15 protein-coding genes and 1 pseudogene are annotated in these 13,958 nt (G+C 52.9%); 9 read left to right on the forward strand and 7 right to left on the reverse strand.

Translation table 11 applies throughout. The features are described 5' to 3' along the window. Positions 1-100: 100 nt before the first annotated feature. Together SYN7336_RS22815 and SYN7336_RS22820 are read left to right on the forward strand one after the other, a co-directional pair. Positions 101-1,087, forward strand: coding sequence for a hypothetical protein (locus SYN7336_RS22815; RefSeq protein WP_017328267.1), 987 nt, complete (start codon positions 101-103; stop codon positions 1,085-1,087). Position 1,088: 1 nt separating this feature from the next. Next, on the forward strand, positions 1,089-1,844 hold the full coding sequence (locus tag SYN7336_RS22820; protein ID WP_017328268.1) for a hypothetical protein: 756 nt from the start codon (positions 1,089-1,091) through the stop codon (positions 1,842-1,844). 15 nt (positions 1,845-1,859) lie between these two features. Here SYN7336_RS22820 and SYN7336_RS22825 read toward each other — a convergent pair whose 3' ends face one another. Together SYN7336_RS22825 and SYN7336_RS22830 are read right to left on the reverse strand one after the other, a co-directional pair. Beyond that, positions 1,860-2,141 (reverse strand): hypothetical protein, encoded by a 282-nt coding sequence (locus SYN7336_RS22825; protein ID WP_017328269.1) that lies wholly within the window; start codon positions 2,139-2,141, stop codon positions 1,860-1,862. 11 nt (positions 2,142-2,152) lie between these two features. Further along, positions 2,153-2,413 (reverse strand): hypothetical protein, encoded by a 261-nt coding sequence (locus SYN7336_RS22830; RefSeq protein WP_017328270.1) that lies wholly within the window; start codon positions 2,411-2,413, stop codon positions 2,153-2,155. Positions 2,414-2,581: 168 nt separating this feature from the next. Here SYN7336_RS22830 and SYN7336_RS22835 point away from each other — a divergent pair, with 168 nt between their 5' ends. From SYN7336_RS22835 to SYN7336_RS27405, 4 genes are all read left to right on the forward strand, one after another. Then, on the forward strand, positions 2,582-4,267 hold the full coding sequence (locus SYN7336_RS22835) for a DUF2079 domain-containing protein (RefSeq protein ID WP_017328271.1): 1,686 nt from the start codon (positions 2,582-2,584) through the stop codon (positions 4,265-4,267). 178 nt (positions 4,268-4,445) lie between these two features. Next, positions 4,446-4,775 carry a CHRD domain-containing protein gene (locus SYN7336_RS22840; protein WP_017328272.1) on the forward strand — a complete coding sequence of 110 codons (330 nt, stop codon included), beginning with the start codon at positions 4,446-4,448 and terminating at the stop codon, positions 4,773-4,775. 390 nt (positions 4,776-5,165) lie between these two features. Further along, a complete protein-coding gene (gene petJ / locus SYN7336_RS22845; RefSeq protein WP_017328273.1) occupies positions 5,166-5,504 on the forward strand; it encodes a cytochrome c6 PetJ in 339 nt (112 codons plus the stop codon). Positions 5,505-5,567: 63 nt separating this feature from the next. Further along, positions 5,568-6,479, forward strand: coding sequence for a tetratricopeptide repeat protein (locus SYN7336_RS27405; protein WP_017328274.1), 912 nt, complete (start codon positions 5,568-5,570; stop codon positions 6,477-6,479). A 222-nt stretch (positions 6,480-6,701) separates the two neighbouring features. Here the strand turns inward: SYN7336_RS27405 and SYN7336_RS22855 are convergent, their stop codons facing one another. Then, entirely contained in the window at positions 6,702-7,478 is a 777-nt protein-coding gene (locus SYN7336_RS22855) for a superoxide dismutase (RefSeq protein ID WP_017328275.1), read from the reverse strand. 330 nt (positions 7,479-7,808) lie between these two features. On the opposite strand from SYN7336_RS22855, the gene SYN7336_RS32860 reads away from it, so the two are divergent. Further along, positions 7,809-8,507, forward strand: a complete 699-nt coding sequence (locus tag SYN7336_RS32860; protein ID WP_017328276.1) for a rubrerythrin family protein — start codon at positions 7,809-7,811, stop codon at positions 8,505-8,507. A 202-nt stretch (positions 8,508-8,709) separates the two neighbouring features. Beyond that, entirely contained in the window at positions 8,710-9,351 is a 642-nt protein-coding gene (locus tag SYN7336_RS28445) for a PleD family two-component system response regulator (RefSeq protein WP_017328277.1), read from the forward strand. A 17-nt stretch (positions 9,352-9,368) separates the two neighbouring features. On the opposite strand, the gene SYN7336_RS22870 is transcribed toward SYN7336_RS28445, so the two are convergent. The 4 genes from SYN7336_RS22870 to SYN7336_RS22890 all read right to left on the reverse strand — a co-directional run bounded on the left by SYN7336_RS22870 (position 9,369) and on the right by SYN7336_RS22890 (position 12,923). Beyond that, on the reverse strand, positions 9,369-9,770 hold the full coding sequence (locus SYN7336_RS22870; protein ID WP_017328278.1) for a hypothetical protein: 402 nt from the start codon (positions 9,768-9,770) through the stop codon (positions 9,369-9,371). 5 nt (positions 9,771-9,775) lie between these two features. Beyond that, entirely contained in the window at positions 9,776-10,174 is a 399-nt protein-coding gene (locus tag SYN7336_RS22875) for a heat shock protein transcriptional repressor HspR (RefSeq protein ID WP_017328279.1), read from the reverse strand. Positions 10,175-10,247: 73 nt separating this feature from the next. After that, positions 10,248-11,651, reverse strand: a complete 1,404-nt coding sequence (hemG, locus tag SYN7336_RS22880; protein WP_017328280.1) for a protoporphyrinogen oxidase — start codon at positions 11,649-11,651, stop codon at positions 10,248-10,250. A gap of 483 nt (positions 11,652-12,134) precedes the next feature. Then, positions 12,135-12,923: a Uma2 family endonuclease gene (locus tag SYN7336_RS22890; protein WP_026101251.1), complete on the reverse strand. Its 789-nt coding sequence runs from the start codon at positions 12,921-12,923 to the stop codon at positions 12,135-12,137. A 392-nt stretch (positions 12,924-13,315) separates the two neighbouring features. Here SYN7336_RS22890 and SYN7336_RS22895 point away from each other — a divergent pair. Next, a pseudogene (locus SYN7336_RS22895) lies at positions 13,316-13,867 on the forward strand (transposase); the annotation flags it as partial. Positions 13,868-13,958 lie beyond the last annotated feature (91 nt).

A 13,958-nucleotide genomic window follows, 5' to 3' on the forward strand; every position in this document is an offset into this window, starting at 1 on the left:
GAGGGCAATGCAGAGCTATCGAACTCAGGTTCCACAGCACTCCCGTTGAGCTCTATTGCAATCTTCCCAATCCTGCGAATCCCTTCGCTAGACTGGCGATATGGTTCACCAACTCTCCTGCCCGCACTGCGGCGAGCCACTGTATTTTGCCGATGCCACCGAGTCCGATGAGGACTTTCAGGAGGCTTTATGTCTTTGCCAGATGGTATTTGTCATGCGGCAAGTAGACGTGATTGGATTTTCAGCTAAACTCGCCCACAATCCGTTAGGAGAGAGTCAGCGCCACTACGCGATCGCCGCCACCAACCTCTCCGGCGAAACGATCCAGCTCAATTTCAGTCGCCCGATCTCCGAGCCACCCCTGTTGAGCGGCCCCAAAGATACCCTCTTGCTAATGTACTCTGTTTGCCGCGACGAGCCGGACACGTTGGTATGCGTGAAATCTGCTAGCAACGATCGCACTCTCGAACTCGCCCCCATGCACTGGCGATCGCTCCGGCGGGGCAGTCGAGCAGGATTGCTGTCTGGAGTCGCGGGCGCGATGCTGTGCCTGCCATTGGGAAGCGGGGGCGAGCCGCTCTATTGGCTGGCAACAGCAGCCGTTTCGGTGACAGTCGGCCTGTTGGGGGTGCGGAACGATCGCTTGCGGTTGCACGATCGCGCTCGGATCGCGCGGCTGGATGCAGAACAGCATCTGTTGCAACAACAGTCTGAAGTGGAGCGGAAACAGTCCTATTACGATCGCCACTTGCAACAGCAACAACGACTGTTGCGTCGATTGAAAGCATTGCAATTTCGCATGCAGGAGGCCGATCCCGCACTCTACGCCCGCCGCATCAAAGTGCTGGGCCGGGGTATCGACACTCTGCAGGAGAGCACTGGTTTAACCCAAAGTTTGCGCAACGGATACAAGCAGTTAGCCAAAATGTTGGCAATCGAATACGAAACCTCCCGACTGGCAGAGCAACTGCCGCAGGACGGGACGCAGCACATCCTGCAGCGCCTGGGGGACCTGGAGCAGTTAGAAGACCGGCGCAGTCACTTAGAAACTCTAGTCGATCCGCAATTGCTGTTACAGGAGATTTGAAATGGAGTCAGCCACCGAGGGTTTGACATCAATGGAAACAGGCGATCGCCCGCGCGGGGCAACCTCCTTCTCCGCTACACGATGGTTGCTGCACGCACTCTCAATGCTGAGCGGACCAGTGATTCTGTTTGCCTTAGCCCAATGGCATCCTTTCCTGCTCGGCCCCAACATGTTTCTCTCCACATTGCCGCTAGCCAACGAATCGATCGCCTTTCACCTGCTGCAACTGTGGGGGCTTGGCTTTGTGGCGATCGCTGCCATGCAACTGGTGCGGGGACTGAGCGGCACCGCCGCTCAATTGAGTCGGATCGGATGCCTGGTCTTTTGGGGGATGGTTCTGGCATTAGATCCGACGGTTCCAGTACTGGCTGCCACGCTCGGGAGAAACTTGCAAGGATTGCCAGCCGATCCTGAAGCCCTCATGGATGTGGCTAGCCTGCTGCCCCTCGACGCCTTTGGCACGATCGCCCATCCAAACACAGTGGCTGCGATTGTCTGGTTATTAACCGCCGTTGCCGCTGCAATTGCCTTGCGCCAAGCAGGGCGATCGTGGCTGGTTTCCCTCTGTTTAATTGGGTCGGGGTTGCTGTTTGGCTTCGGGCACCCTCCGCTGTCCCGCGGGATTGGCTTGGCTTGTTTTGCGATCGCCTGTGTTTGGGGAGAAGTGGAGCGGTGGCGATCGCCTGCCTTGACGGAGGCACAGCCGCTCGCAGGAAAGCCCAGAGAAGGGGAGGTCAGCCCTGACGATGGTGCATAGAAAGCTCCGAGCCCGCTATTCTGGCTGCTGCTGAGATAGCGCCTGTATGGCCCGAGCGTTGCTATCGACGAGCTGACGGGTTTCCTTCAGCTCCTCATGCACCACTTTCAAATCCTCATGCACGGCTCTCAAATCCTCATGCACGGCCCTAAAGTCTTGCTCAATGGCTTGAAAAGCTTGCTTAGAAAACTCAAAACTTTCTCTTTGGGCGTTAGCCAGTTGAGCGATCAGATCGGCAGTACGGTCTTGCTTGGCAGTCAACTGCACGATCGCCTTTTCCATTTGTTCGGGGGTCATAGTTGTTTATCTTACTCCGGCTGCTGCTGAGATAGCGCCTGTATGGATCGAGCATTACTATCGACAAGTTGACGAGTTTCCTTTAACTCCTCTTGCACCACTTTCAAATCCTCATGCACGACTCTAAAGTCTTGTTCGATGGCTTGAAAGGCTTGCTTGCAAAACTCAAAACTTTCTCTCTGGGCGTTAGCCAGTTGAACGATTAGGTCGGCGGCACGGTCTTGCTTGGCAGTCAACTGCACGATCGCCTTTTCCATTTGTTCGGGGGTCATGGTTGTTTGCCGCAAGCAACACTCCCCTGACAATAGCTTTTACAAGAGAGGACTTCAACTGAATGGTTATTCCAACGGTTGAAAGCTCCCACAGCCGCTTGTAGGAAATGCTAGGGATTGGGGAATTTCAGCCCTTACGATGGTGTGTGATTGTCGTTGCAGCATCGTATGAACATTCAGGGGTTTGAGGACATTCGACGGTTTTGGCAGCAGCGACCGGGCCTGCGAGCCGTCGCGATCGCCGCGATCGCCTTTTTCACCCTCGTGCTGGGCCTTTCCCTCCATACTTACCTCAACTTCTATGCCTCTGAAGCCAGCTTCGATCGAGGCATCTTCAATCAGGTGTTTTGGAACGGCCTGCATGGCAATTTTTTCCAAGGGTCTCTATCCTCCAGCCTCTCTGCCGAAGTGGTTCACAACGGCGATCTCCCCCGCGTCAACTACCACCGGCTGGGTCAACACTTCACCCCCGCCTTACTGCTGTGGCTGCCCATCTACGCCCTCTCCCCCAACGCGATCGCCCTCACCACCCTACAAGTAGCCCTCGTCACCACCGCAGGACTGGTGCTCTTCGCCCTCGCTCGGGAGCACGAGCTCGAACCGGCGATCGCTGCCACCCTGACCGTTAGCTTCTACTGCGCCACCGCCGTTATCGGTCCCACCCTGCAAAACTTCCACGACTTCAGCCAACTGCCCCTATTTGCCTTCGGCATGCTATACGCCCTCGAAAAGCGCTGGTGGTGGCTGTACGTGCCCCTTGCCATCCTCATCCCGATGGCCCGCGAAGATTCAGGCGTATTGCTGTTTAGCCTCGGAGCCTATCTCGCCCTCAGCCGCAAAGCCCCTCGCCTCGGCCTCGGCTTGTGCGCCTACAGCGTTATTTACGTTCTCACCATTACCAATGTTGTCATGCCCTGGTTTTCTGCTGATGTATCGCAGCGGTTTGCGATCGAGCGCTTCGGTCAATATGTCGAGTCAGACTCTGCCTCCACGCTGGAACTCCTATTGGCAATGCTCCGGCGCCCTTGGCTTTTGGCGATCGAATTGGTGACCCCCTTCAGTCGCACCCTCAGCTATCTATTGGGCCAGTGGCTGCCCCTAGCGTTTATTTCCGCCATCTCCCCCGCCGCTTGGATTGCCTCTGGAGCTCCCCTCCTACTGCTGCTACTGGCCAAAGGCCAAACGGTTCTCTCCATCACCACCCGCTACGCCCTTGCGGTTGTGCCCGGTTTGTTTTACGGCAGCCTGCTGTGGTGGTCTCGCCACCCCAAAGCCTTTCGCCCCCGCTTGCGCAAATTCTGGAGCTTTTGCCTCGCCCTTTCTTTGCTTTTCACCCTCACCCCCAACCCCCACCGCAGCTTCTCCTTCCTTCTGCCAGATTCATTCGAGCCGCGAGTTTACGCTGGCCTCGCCCCGCAATGGCAACAGGCCTCAGAGATTCGGCAGATCCTGTCCCTGATTCCCCCCCATGTCAGCGTGAGTGCCACCTCCCATTTGGTGCCCCATCTGTCCAGCCGCCGCGAGATTCTGCGGTTGCCCGCTCTAGAGTTGCAAAACGACGCGGGGCAGGTGGAGCGGATGGAGTATTTGCTGGCAGATTTGTGGCAGTTAGAGCAGTATCGAGTGGCCTTTGGGGGGGAACGGACGGCGTTTCGGCAAATTGTCCCTCTATTCGATCGCCTCTTGGACAGTGAGGAATATGGGGCGATCGCCGTCCGTGCAGGAGTGGTTTTACTTCAGCGTCACACCCCTTCCAATCCAGCAGCCTTAGAAAATTGGCTCGCTTATCGATCGCATCTCCAAGCTATTTTCGAGACGGCTTCTTCTCCATCCTCTCATTGCTTAAAAGGCTAAATTTCCACTCGGCACACTGTATTTTTTGACCAAAAGAAATTTACAGATCTAAATGTTTGACACTACGTCTTTTGACAAAGCCAGGGTCTGTACTCAGGATTAAAAGGGAATCTCAGTTGAGGCTATCATCGCAGCTCTCAAATATTCCTTCGGAGATTGCAAATTCGGGGAGTGAGCTATGAAAATTAGTGCTATTGGCTTATTCGTTAGCGCAGCTATAGGGGCAACTATAGGGGCAACTATTGGCTCTGCAAGTGCTGCAACTTTCTTTGAGGCAACATTAAGTGGAAGCCAAGTAGTACCTACCTTCGATACAGATGCAGGTGGTTTTGCCAGGTTTGAACTCAACGATACACAAACAGAACTGAGTTATTTCATTCAACTCAATGGGCTGACATTAGAGCCCGAGATTGCCGATCGTACCGAATTAAATGACGTCACTAGGATCCACCTTCATACAGGGCCAGTAGGCGAGAACGGAATGCTTCAGGAACTACTAAACTCTTGAGTAACTTTATAGATGAACTACTAGCAGGGGATATCTATCTGCAAGTTCAAACGCTCGCATCAGATACGCCTCCTGTCTCTCCAGGAGAGCTGCGCGTACAACTGATCGATTGCGATCGAATTTAAATCTGCGGATTTAAAGCGTTGGTGCCGATGCTTTTTCGTTGATGTCTGCGATATTAACAGACTATGGCTTTCAAGCTTCACCCTAGCTGAGGCTGATTAAGGTACTTCTACATCGCCTAATTTTACTTGGAGATTGACAAAACTTAATGTTTGACAACTCGTCTTTTGACTGATGTCAGTGGGCACTTTACAGTACCCTCCGAGCTGCTTTGCCTGTAAGTCAGCTGTGTATGTGTCACACTTAATTAACATTGGAGTAATTTGAGTGAAAAAATTAATTAGTATAACCTTCGTTGTGATAGCTGTTTTAGTGATTGCGTTTGGCTCTCCTGCACGAGCAGAACCCGATCTGGCAGTGGGGAGATCGGTCTTTAACGCCAACTGTGTTGCTTGTCATAAGGGTGGAGCTAATCTCGTTATGGCTGCTAAAAATCTGCAGAAAGCAACCTTGGAAAAATATAATATGGCTTCGATGGACGCCATTCAATATCAGGTTAAGAATGGCAAAAATGCTATGCCTGCATTCTCCGGTCGCCTCGACGATAGGCAAATTGAGTCCGTTGCAGCTTATGTTCTCGCTCAGGCAGATGCTAACTGGCAATAACACTCTGGTTAGTTCAACCAGATCTAACAGCCTATTTCATCAAATGAGAGTTGCAATAAGGGTATGTTCAATATTTACCAATCTCTCACCCAAAGGCTTAGCGATATAAGAACCAATATTGCCAGTTTCGCACTGGCAATATTTTTCTCGCTGACACTATCTAGCACAGTTGCTGCCAGTCCGTTCGCGCAGGGCTTGCATCATTTCGAAGATGGAGACTTTACTGCTGCCGTAGAGTCGTTTACCCAAGCGATCGAGGCAGATAAGACTTCTGCAGCCGCTTACAGTAACCGATGCCTCTCGTATCTGAAGCTAGACAATTATCAGGACGCGATTGAGGACTGTTCGCACGCACTCGAGCTATTTCCCAATAATTCTGAAGGTTACCTCAATCGAGGATTGGCCTACCACCGCCTAGGACAATATACGGCTGCAATGGACGATTACAACCAGTTGCTCTCCACTTGGCCACAGGATTTCAGAGCTCACCACAATCGGGGGTTGACGGAAACAGAGCTAGGAAGATTTACCTCTGCACTGGGAGATTTCGAATTAGCCGAACGATTCTCTCGGCAGGCAGACTCTGCAATTCGAGCTTCTATCTTTAATGATTGGGGACTAGTATTTTTTCATCAGGGGAACTGGGAAGCTGCTCTTACGAAGTTCAATCGCTCCATTCGTCTGAATCCCAACCATATTTCGCCATATTTCAATCGAGGTTGTGTTTGCCATCGCAATGCAGACTATGCTTGCGCTCTGAAAGATTTTACACAGGTTGTGCAACTAGAACCTAATTCTGCCGATGCTTACATGAATCTCGGCATGACTCATGCTGCACTTGGACGGCCGGGGAAAGCCCGACAGAATTGGGAAGCTGCAGCAGCTCTATTCCTAGAACGAGGAGACGAGCAAGCCTATCGGCAAGCGCAAGTCTTACTGCATTGGGATAATGGCTTAGCTTCGGCAATTGGTTAAATAGCTGAGCAAAATACAGGTAACTGCCCTATGGTTTATGTTTAAAGAATGACCTGGAATGACCTGCGAACTGTTGCGAAGATCTTCGACTGAGCAAAGTCTATATTCTTGAATTCAGTAAATTATTAGCCTCATCTACATTTCATATTTTACTACTAGGAAGTAGATGAGGCTTAGATTTCAATGCGGCAACTATACCGATGAATTTCTTATGTAATTAAATTAGCTTTGTGCCTGTTCAAATCTCTCATTAACCTTCTCCCAATTCACGACATTCCACCAAGCATCGAGATAATCTCCCCTACGATTCTGATACTTCAGATAGTAAGCATGCTCCCAAACATCATTACCCATTACCGGATAACTACCTTCAAGGAAAGGGCTATCCTGATTAAGTGTATTTGTGATTTTTAACTCTCCATCTTTGGTCAGAACCAGCCAGGCCCAGCCGCTACCAAAGCGTCCTTTACCTGCAGCATTGAACTCTTGCTTAAAGCTTCCAAAGTCTCCAAAAGTATCATCAATTGCTCGTGCAATAGCACCAGTGGGTTGCCCTTGACCATTCGGCGTCATAATTTCCCAGAACATCGTATGGTTTGCATGACCTCCACCGTTATTACGTACAGTAGTACGGATGTCATCTGGGATACTATCTAGATCGCGTAAGAGCTCTTCTACCGATTTTCCTTTAAGTTCGGGGTGTTTGTCGATTGCTGCATTCAAGTTTCTAACGTAGCCAGCATGGTGCTTATCGTGATGCAGCATCATTGTCTGCGTATCAATATAAGTATCAAGAGCGTCATAGTCATAAGGCAAAGAGGGTAAGATAAATTCCTCAGTCTGAGACTGGGCAATAAGATAGCTGTTAGGGATTAAAAGTTCTGTATCCTGGGCTACTTCATTAGAGTGTGTGGCTGCCAAGCTACTAGTAACTTGAAAACAACTCAAAACTATAAATATAGCTAGAGCAAATGGGAGAGCTAGCCAAGAAAAACGCATCGATCGCATGATTTCATTATCCTTGTAGGATTACTCACATAGACTGCGTTATTATAAATCACTATATCTATCAATTCCAGCTTCCTTAGGTCTAATGGAATGAAGCTTAACCTGATGTAAAATAGGATCTGAATGTTGCTATAAAAACAACTGGTTGTGGGGTTCATCTCCGGTGTGAATCGGCTGGACAATCTCTCATCGGAGCTTAATGTTATTGGTTCGGCTCAGCAGGTAGGCTGTCAGCGTCCTCGCTCCCCAGCATTGCTGGCGATCGCCCGAGCAATTGCAAATGGCGTGCGAGTGCTTCATTCAATCTAAGGAATCTCTGCAATGGACCTGTCTAACGCCAAGACCTACCAAAACCTCTCCGATGCCTTTGGTGGCGAGTCGATGGCCAATCGCAAATATCTCTTCTTTGCTGAAGTGGCTCGCAAGTTGGGCCTGTCCGACTTGGCCAAGCTATTCAAAGAAACCGCCAGCCAAGAAACCGAACATGCCTTCGCCCACTTTCGCCTGCTGCATCCCGAATTGGTGGTGGAGGATCCTGACGCTTTATCGGACGAGCAAAAGAAGGCGATCGCTTCCCGCTGTTTAGAGCTGGCGATCGAAGGCGAAACCTACGAATACACCACCATGTATCCAGAATTTGCCGCTGCTGCCCGCACCGATCGCGACAGCGATGCTGTAGCCGAGTTTGAATCCCAGCAGCAAGAGTCCCGAGAACATGCTGCCATCTTCCGCAAAGCCGCCAGTAATTTCGGCTTTCTCACCTCGATCGAAAACCACCACGCCAATCAATACACAGAAGCCCTCAAGGGTCTAGATGGCATTGCCCCTGCCCCCAAAGCCGCCGCGCAAAAGTGGATTTGCCGCCAGTGCTCCATGATTTACGATCCGGCTGTTGGCGATCCCGACTCCGGAATTGATGCAGGCACGGCTTTTGAAGCGATTCCCGACGACTGGTCTTGCCCCATTTGCGGCGCGACTAAATCCCTGTTTGTGCCCTACGAAGAGGCGATCGCCGCCTAATTGAGTGTTCGTTCAGCGCGAGTCAGGAGGGAGCTTAGCTTTCTCCTGGCTTTGTTGTGGGGGGCGATCGAGCTGGCTTGAGGGAGGCTTTAGAGTCGAGTCTCAAACTCTGGTTCGCGGTCTACGTAAGTATAAGCATGACGGGAATTGTGACGGCCGCGTGTATATTAGGCCCATACAGATATCCGATTGTTCGATCGCTATGAAAAGCATTTTAGTGATTGACGACGACGCAATCGTCGTGGCCCTTATTGTTAAATTGCTGAAATCGAAAGGCTTTCAGGCGATTGGTCGCTCGGATGGAGAATCGGGGCTGGAACTGGTCCGCAGCCTCATTCCCGACTTGATCGTGTGCGATGTGGTGATGCCGGGGATGAATGGCCACCAGATCCTGGAGACAGTACGCCGAGATCCTCAAACTGTCCACATTCCCTTTATCTTTCTGACCTCTAAAACAGCCAAACGAGATCTGTTAGAGGGCATTCACCTCGGGGCCGATCACTATCTGCCAAAACCGATCGAGCCAGAAGGGTTTTTAGCTACGATCGCAGCGCTGTTTGCCGACCTAGAGGACTCAACTAGCGATCGCGACGCCGAACTCAGTCCCGATCTCAGTGGACTGTCCGCCCATTGGCGTCGCGATCTCGTCCCAGCCAAAATCGAAGAAGAATATGCTGGCTGGTGGGTGGCGGTGGAGCCGGACTCGCAGCGGTTTTTCTTGGGCAAGACCCGCGAGCTCGCCTATCAATCAGCCGCGCGCAGCTTTCCCGATGGTGTTTTTCTCTATCGCCAACTGGGTATGCTCCCCTTTTGTGCCCTGACGGTGCCAGTGCCCCTGACATAATCGCCCTGGCATAACGACTACGATTGCTGTCCCGGCGTGTGGGCGTCGATATCGGCAAAGGTTTTGAGCAGCAGGCGTTTGGCTTGTAACTGCCAGCCCCAGCGCTGCACGCTAACAGCGGCAACTGTGCCCCCGATCGCCGCCACCCAGCCCACAGGCACCCCCAAAAAGCCTTCTAACAGACCCAATCCGGCGATGCCCCATAGGGGTAGAGCAAAGGTCTGACGTTGCTCTTCAATGGCTTTGACAATCCCGCGTTTCGGCATCTCTGCCCGAAGCACTTCGCGCACCTGCTGTTGCTCGGCTCGCGACACCGACAGGCTAATTTTGCGCCGCAATTTTTCGATTTTGCGCGCTTCGGTACTGTATTCGGCGAGTTCGTCACCTGCCATCAGGAGAAGGCGCTCTAGTTGACTCATGGGGTTTAGGGATTGGGGGTTAAGGGAGGATTGGGGCGATCGCCTTCTGGGGCTGGGTTGTCTTCGTCGATCCGATCTTCGAGGGTGGCGATTTGGCCGTGCAGTCGCAGGATTTCCTGCTGCATTTTCTGTTTTTGCCGTTCCAACTCCTGTTGCAGGCGGGTGATTTCTTCCACCCCCGCTAAATTAACCCCTAAATCTTGGGTCAGTTCTTGGATGTAGACAATCCGATCGATGTCGTTTTGAGAGTAAAGACGATTCTTACCGTCGCGGCTGGGCTTAACCAAGCCGCGACGCTCGTATTGGCGCAGGGTTTGGGGGTGCATATTGACCAAATCTGCCGCAACAGAGATGGCGTAGACGGGCTTATCTCTAGGATTGGGGGGCTCTGCGGGCGAACTCATATGCTTCGACTAGACTCAGATGACTTGATTTTACCAGCCTCAACACGATGGGGGATCCGCACTTGAGGGGGCACTACTCAGCTTGTGCCAGCCATTCCACCAAATCCGCTGCCCGAGCCTCTCCTCGCCTGACACAATCGCCCAATGCCACGCCATCCAAGTAATTGGTACACAACACCAAGCCGGAATAGTCTGCGAGCAATTCGTCAATGCGGGCAAGGCGCTGTCGGTGACCGAGGGTGTATTGAGGAATGGCGCGGGGCCAGCGGCGTACGCCCATGACGCGCGGTTCAGCTTCTTTCACCAACAGAGTTTTGCTCAGGTCTTGGTGGACCGTTCGAGCTAAGGCTTCGTCCGTCATTTGAGCAATGTCAGGGTCGGTGGCACCGCCGATGTAGCTGAGGGTGCATTGATAGCCTGCCGGGGCGCGGCCGGGGAAGAGGCTGGAGGTCCAGATGGTGCCGAGGGTGCGGATGCCTTGGCCGCGCGGGAAGAGTTGGCCGAATCCGGCGAAAGGTTGAGGCAGGGCATCGGCGGGGTAGGCCAGGGTAACGGCCCCAACGTGGGGATAGGGAATGGCAGCGAGTTCGTCGGCAAGGGCAGTGTCGAGGGATTTGAGTAGGGGGGCGGCACGGTAGGCAGGGACGGCGAGCAGGATGGCTTTGGAGGAGACGGTTTGGGGGCCACTGGGGGTTTGGAAAGTGGTGCGGTAGCGATCGCCTTCTTTGACAATCTCAGCCGCTTCCCACTGCAGCTTGACGGCATCGCCGAGCTGCTGGGCGATCGCGTCGGGCAATTCCTGCAATCCCTCCACAAAATTACCGAGCTGGCCGCGTTTGGGCAGGGGGTCGATTTTTGCGGAGATGGGGGGTTTGGGGGATTTGGGGGAGCGGATGATGCCGGCAATAATGCTGCCGTATTTACGTTCTAGATCCGCCACTTTGGAGAACGCGGCTGTGGCGCTCAGTTGCTGCGTGTCGCCTGCATAGACGCCGGAGGTGAAGGGGCCGACCAAGCGCTCGACCACCTGAGGCCCCAGTTGGCGGGCAAAGAATTCTTCGACGGTCTCTTCTTTGTCGGGGGCTTTGGCTGTAAAGCCGAGAATGCCCAATAAGGCGCGCAGCTTAGCCCCAAAGCTGAGCAGGTTGGACTTGATTAAGTCTGGGGGAGTCATGGGAACGAGGGTGAGTTTGCCTTCGAGGTAGACGAAGCGGGGTAACTTGCCATCTGCCCACAGGAGGCGATCGGCAATGCCTGCGTCGGCGATGAGGTTGAGGAGGGCGGGGGAGGGGGTGAAGCTGTTGGGGCCTTCTTCCCAGCGAAAGCCGTCTTGAGCGCGGGTGGTGATGACGCCGCCAACGCGCTCGGCGCGCTCGGCCACCAATAGATCTTGTTGCTGTTGGTGGAGTCGGAAGGCAGCGGATAGGCCACTGATGCCTGCGCCGAGAATCAAAATATCGGGGGTGTGGGAGCCCATTGTTTGTCGGGGGATTGAGTAGAGTATCTCTCCGTCTAACAAGTTCTGGGGGGTGGTGTCAATGGCGCGATGGGGATTGGGCGGTTGGGATGGGCACAGTGAAGGCGATCGCTTTCGGGAGCAAAACTGTCACGATACTCACTTGGAGGGACAGGCGAGCGAAAAGGCGATTGTTAAATTTACTGCAACAAGTCCATGAAGTAGGCTGTTGATAAAGAGAGATAAGAGTTTGAGTCATGACAGATAAGGAAGCAATCTCGGGGATGGTTCAGATTCCTCAGCGGTAGGGTAACACTTTGAGGCTAGGTCAGATCTCACAAAAGGCGATTTAGCATGGGTTTGAGGCTTTGATAATTAACCGAAAGTGTTACCCAAAATTACCAGGTTTTGAACCAAGCCAAGCGGAGCATTGCTTTGACGCGGGTGGAGTAAAGCGACTGGAAATTTAGAGGGGCGATCGCACTGCTCATTCCGCTTCACGAGCTAGAGCGTATTTGGATCGATTCCCTTTTGTCGGAGTTTGTCCAGCAGTTGTTCGCGCAACTGTCTTTCCTGTTCGGCCCGCAGGTCCGCCTGTTCAGCTCGCAGGCTTTCCTGCTCGCGCAACTGTCGTTCCTGTTGAGCCCGCAGGTCCGCCTGCTCAGCCCGCAAAGCTTCCTGCTCGGCCACCTCTGCAGGTGCCGTCAGTCGATTCCCCTCTCGGTCGTACCAATACAGCCACTCTCTCTGGCAATTTCGGTAAGTGCCAGACTCTCTGCCCAAGCCCAAGCCAATCTCCGGCAACCAAACAGGGTCACCCTCCAGCAAGACGTAGCGATCGCCTTCGAGTCGGTAAATCTCTAGGGGCTGACGCCGTTTGCGGGAACAGTAAACGGGATTGTAGATCGCGTAGTACAACACTCCGATACTGGCGTAGTCTTTCATCTTGGAGCCGTACTCTTGCCCGTAGCTGCGAGAGACGTATTCCACCACCAGAATCGGGAGCGCCCCCTCATGCCAGACCACATAGCTCTGTCTGCCATCCGAGCGATCGAACTGTTCCACCCCCAGGCTCAAGAAGCCATCTGGGACAATAGCAGGTGTATTGAGCTTGTAATAGACGGCTAAGTTAATGCCCCAGAACCAATCCGTGCGATCGCGCCAGTGCCAAGCGAGGATGTCGCCCAAGAGGCTGGCGACGAGCGTTTGCAATTCGCTATCCACAGGGGCAAAGTCAGTTTCGGGGAGTTCGTCTTGAGTGGGGAGGTGTTGGCGGGGTTTGAACTGGACCATCAGCTCTGCTCCAATTGAGCTCACTCTATCGTAGCGAAGTGGGCCAATGCTACCCCTGTGAGAGCCAGACTCCAGGCAGAATTAGAGGGGTCTATAGGAGCTGAAATCTAGGCAGGGCATAGAGATTGACTATATTAATCAACTTCAGCTTGAGAAGCCGTTTCGGCTTGATAGTCAAAGAAATGGAGAATTATCCGTACTATTGAAGAGGCATTTGAGGGCATGGGAGGGGCCAATTTAGCAAGTGCATGAATGTAGATCGCCTTGCGAACTTCTGGGCTTAAGCTGGCTGCGACTGAAGGGGCTGATTTCATTCGGTGCGATCAATTCGGAGCGGTGACGACAAGCATTCACATTACACCGATCGCTCCAGCAGGTCGCGTCGAAAGTGTTACCCTCCGATGAACCACGCCCTGAATCGGAACTGTCACTTTCTGGGGCGTGTGCCTGCCAACGTGAAATTTGAGGTGGTCAAACAACTCGCAGACGGGTCTTATTTGAGTTGGGTCGCACCCGATCGCAAATCGAAGAAAAAAGGAGGTGGACGCATTCTCGTGCGAGTGATTGAGTACACCATTGAGCAAGACGCTCAGCCACAAACCTACCGCTTGATTACCGATTTGCTCGATATAGAGCGGTTTCCAGCTTTATTACTGGCCCAGGAATATCACCAACGTTGGGAAGTGGAAAATACACTCGATGAACTCAAAACTCATCTCAATGGCCGCAAAACCCCCATCCGCTCTAAAAATCCCCGTGAAGTGGTGCAAGAAATTTATGGGTGGTTGTTAGCTCATTGGGCTGTGCGCTGCTTGATCTTCCAAGCCGCTGAGCAGGCTGGGATTTCCCCTTTGCGTCTGGGCTTTATTGGCACCCTCAGAGTGGTTCGCCGAGCGCTTCCCCAGTTTCAAGCCACACAGCCGCAAGAACTCCCCCTTTTTTGAGTTGGCTAACCCAAGAGATTTTGGACCAGAAACTCCCACCACGACAGGGCAGAAGTAATCCTAGAGTCGTCAAGAAGCCACGCTCCAAGTT

The sequence above is a fragment of the Synechococcus sp. PCC 7336 genome, assembly GCF_000332275.1.
Taxonomy (GTDB): domain Bacteria; phylum Cyanobacteriota; class Cyanobacteriia; order Thermostichales; family PCC-7336; genus PCC-7336.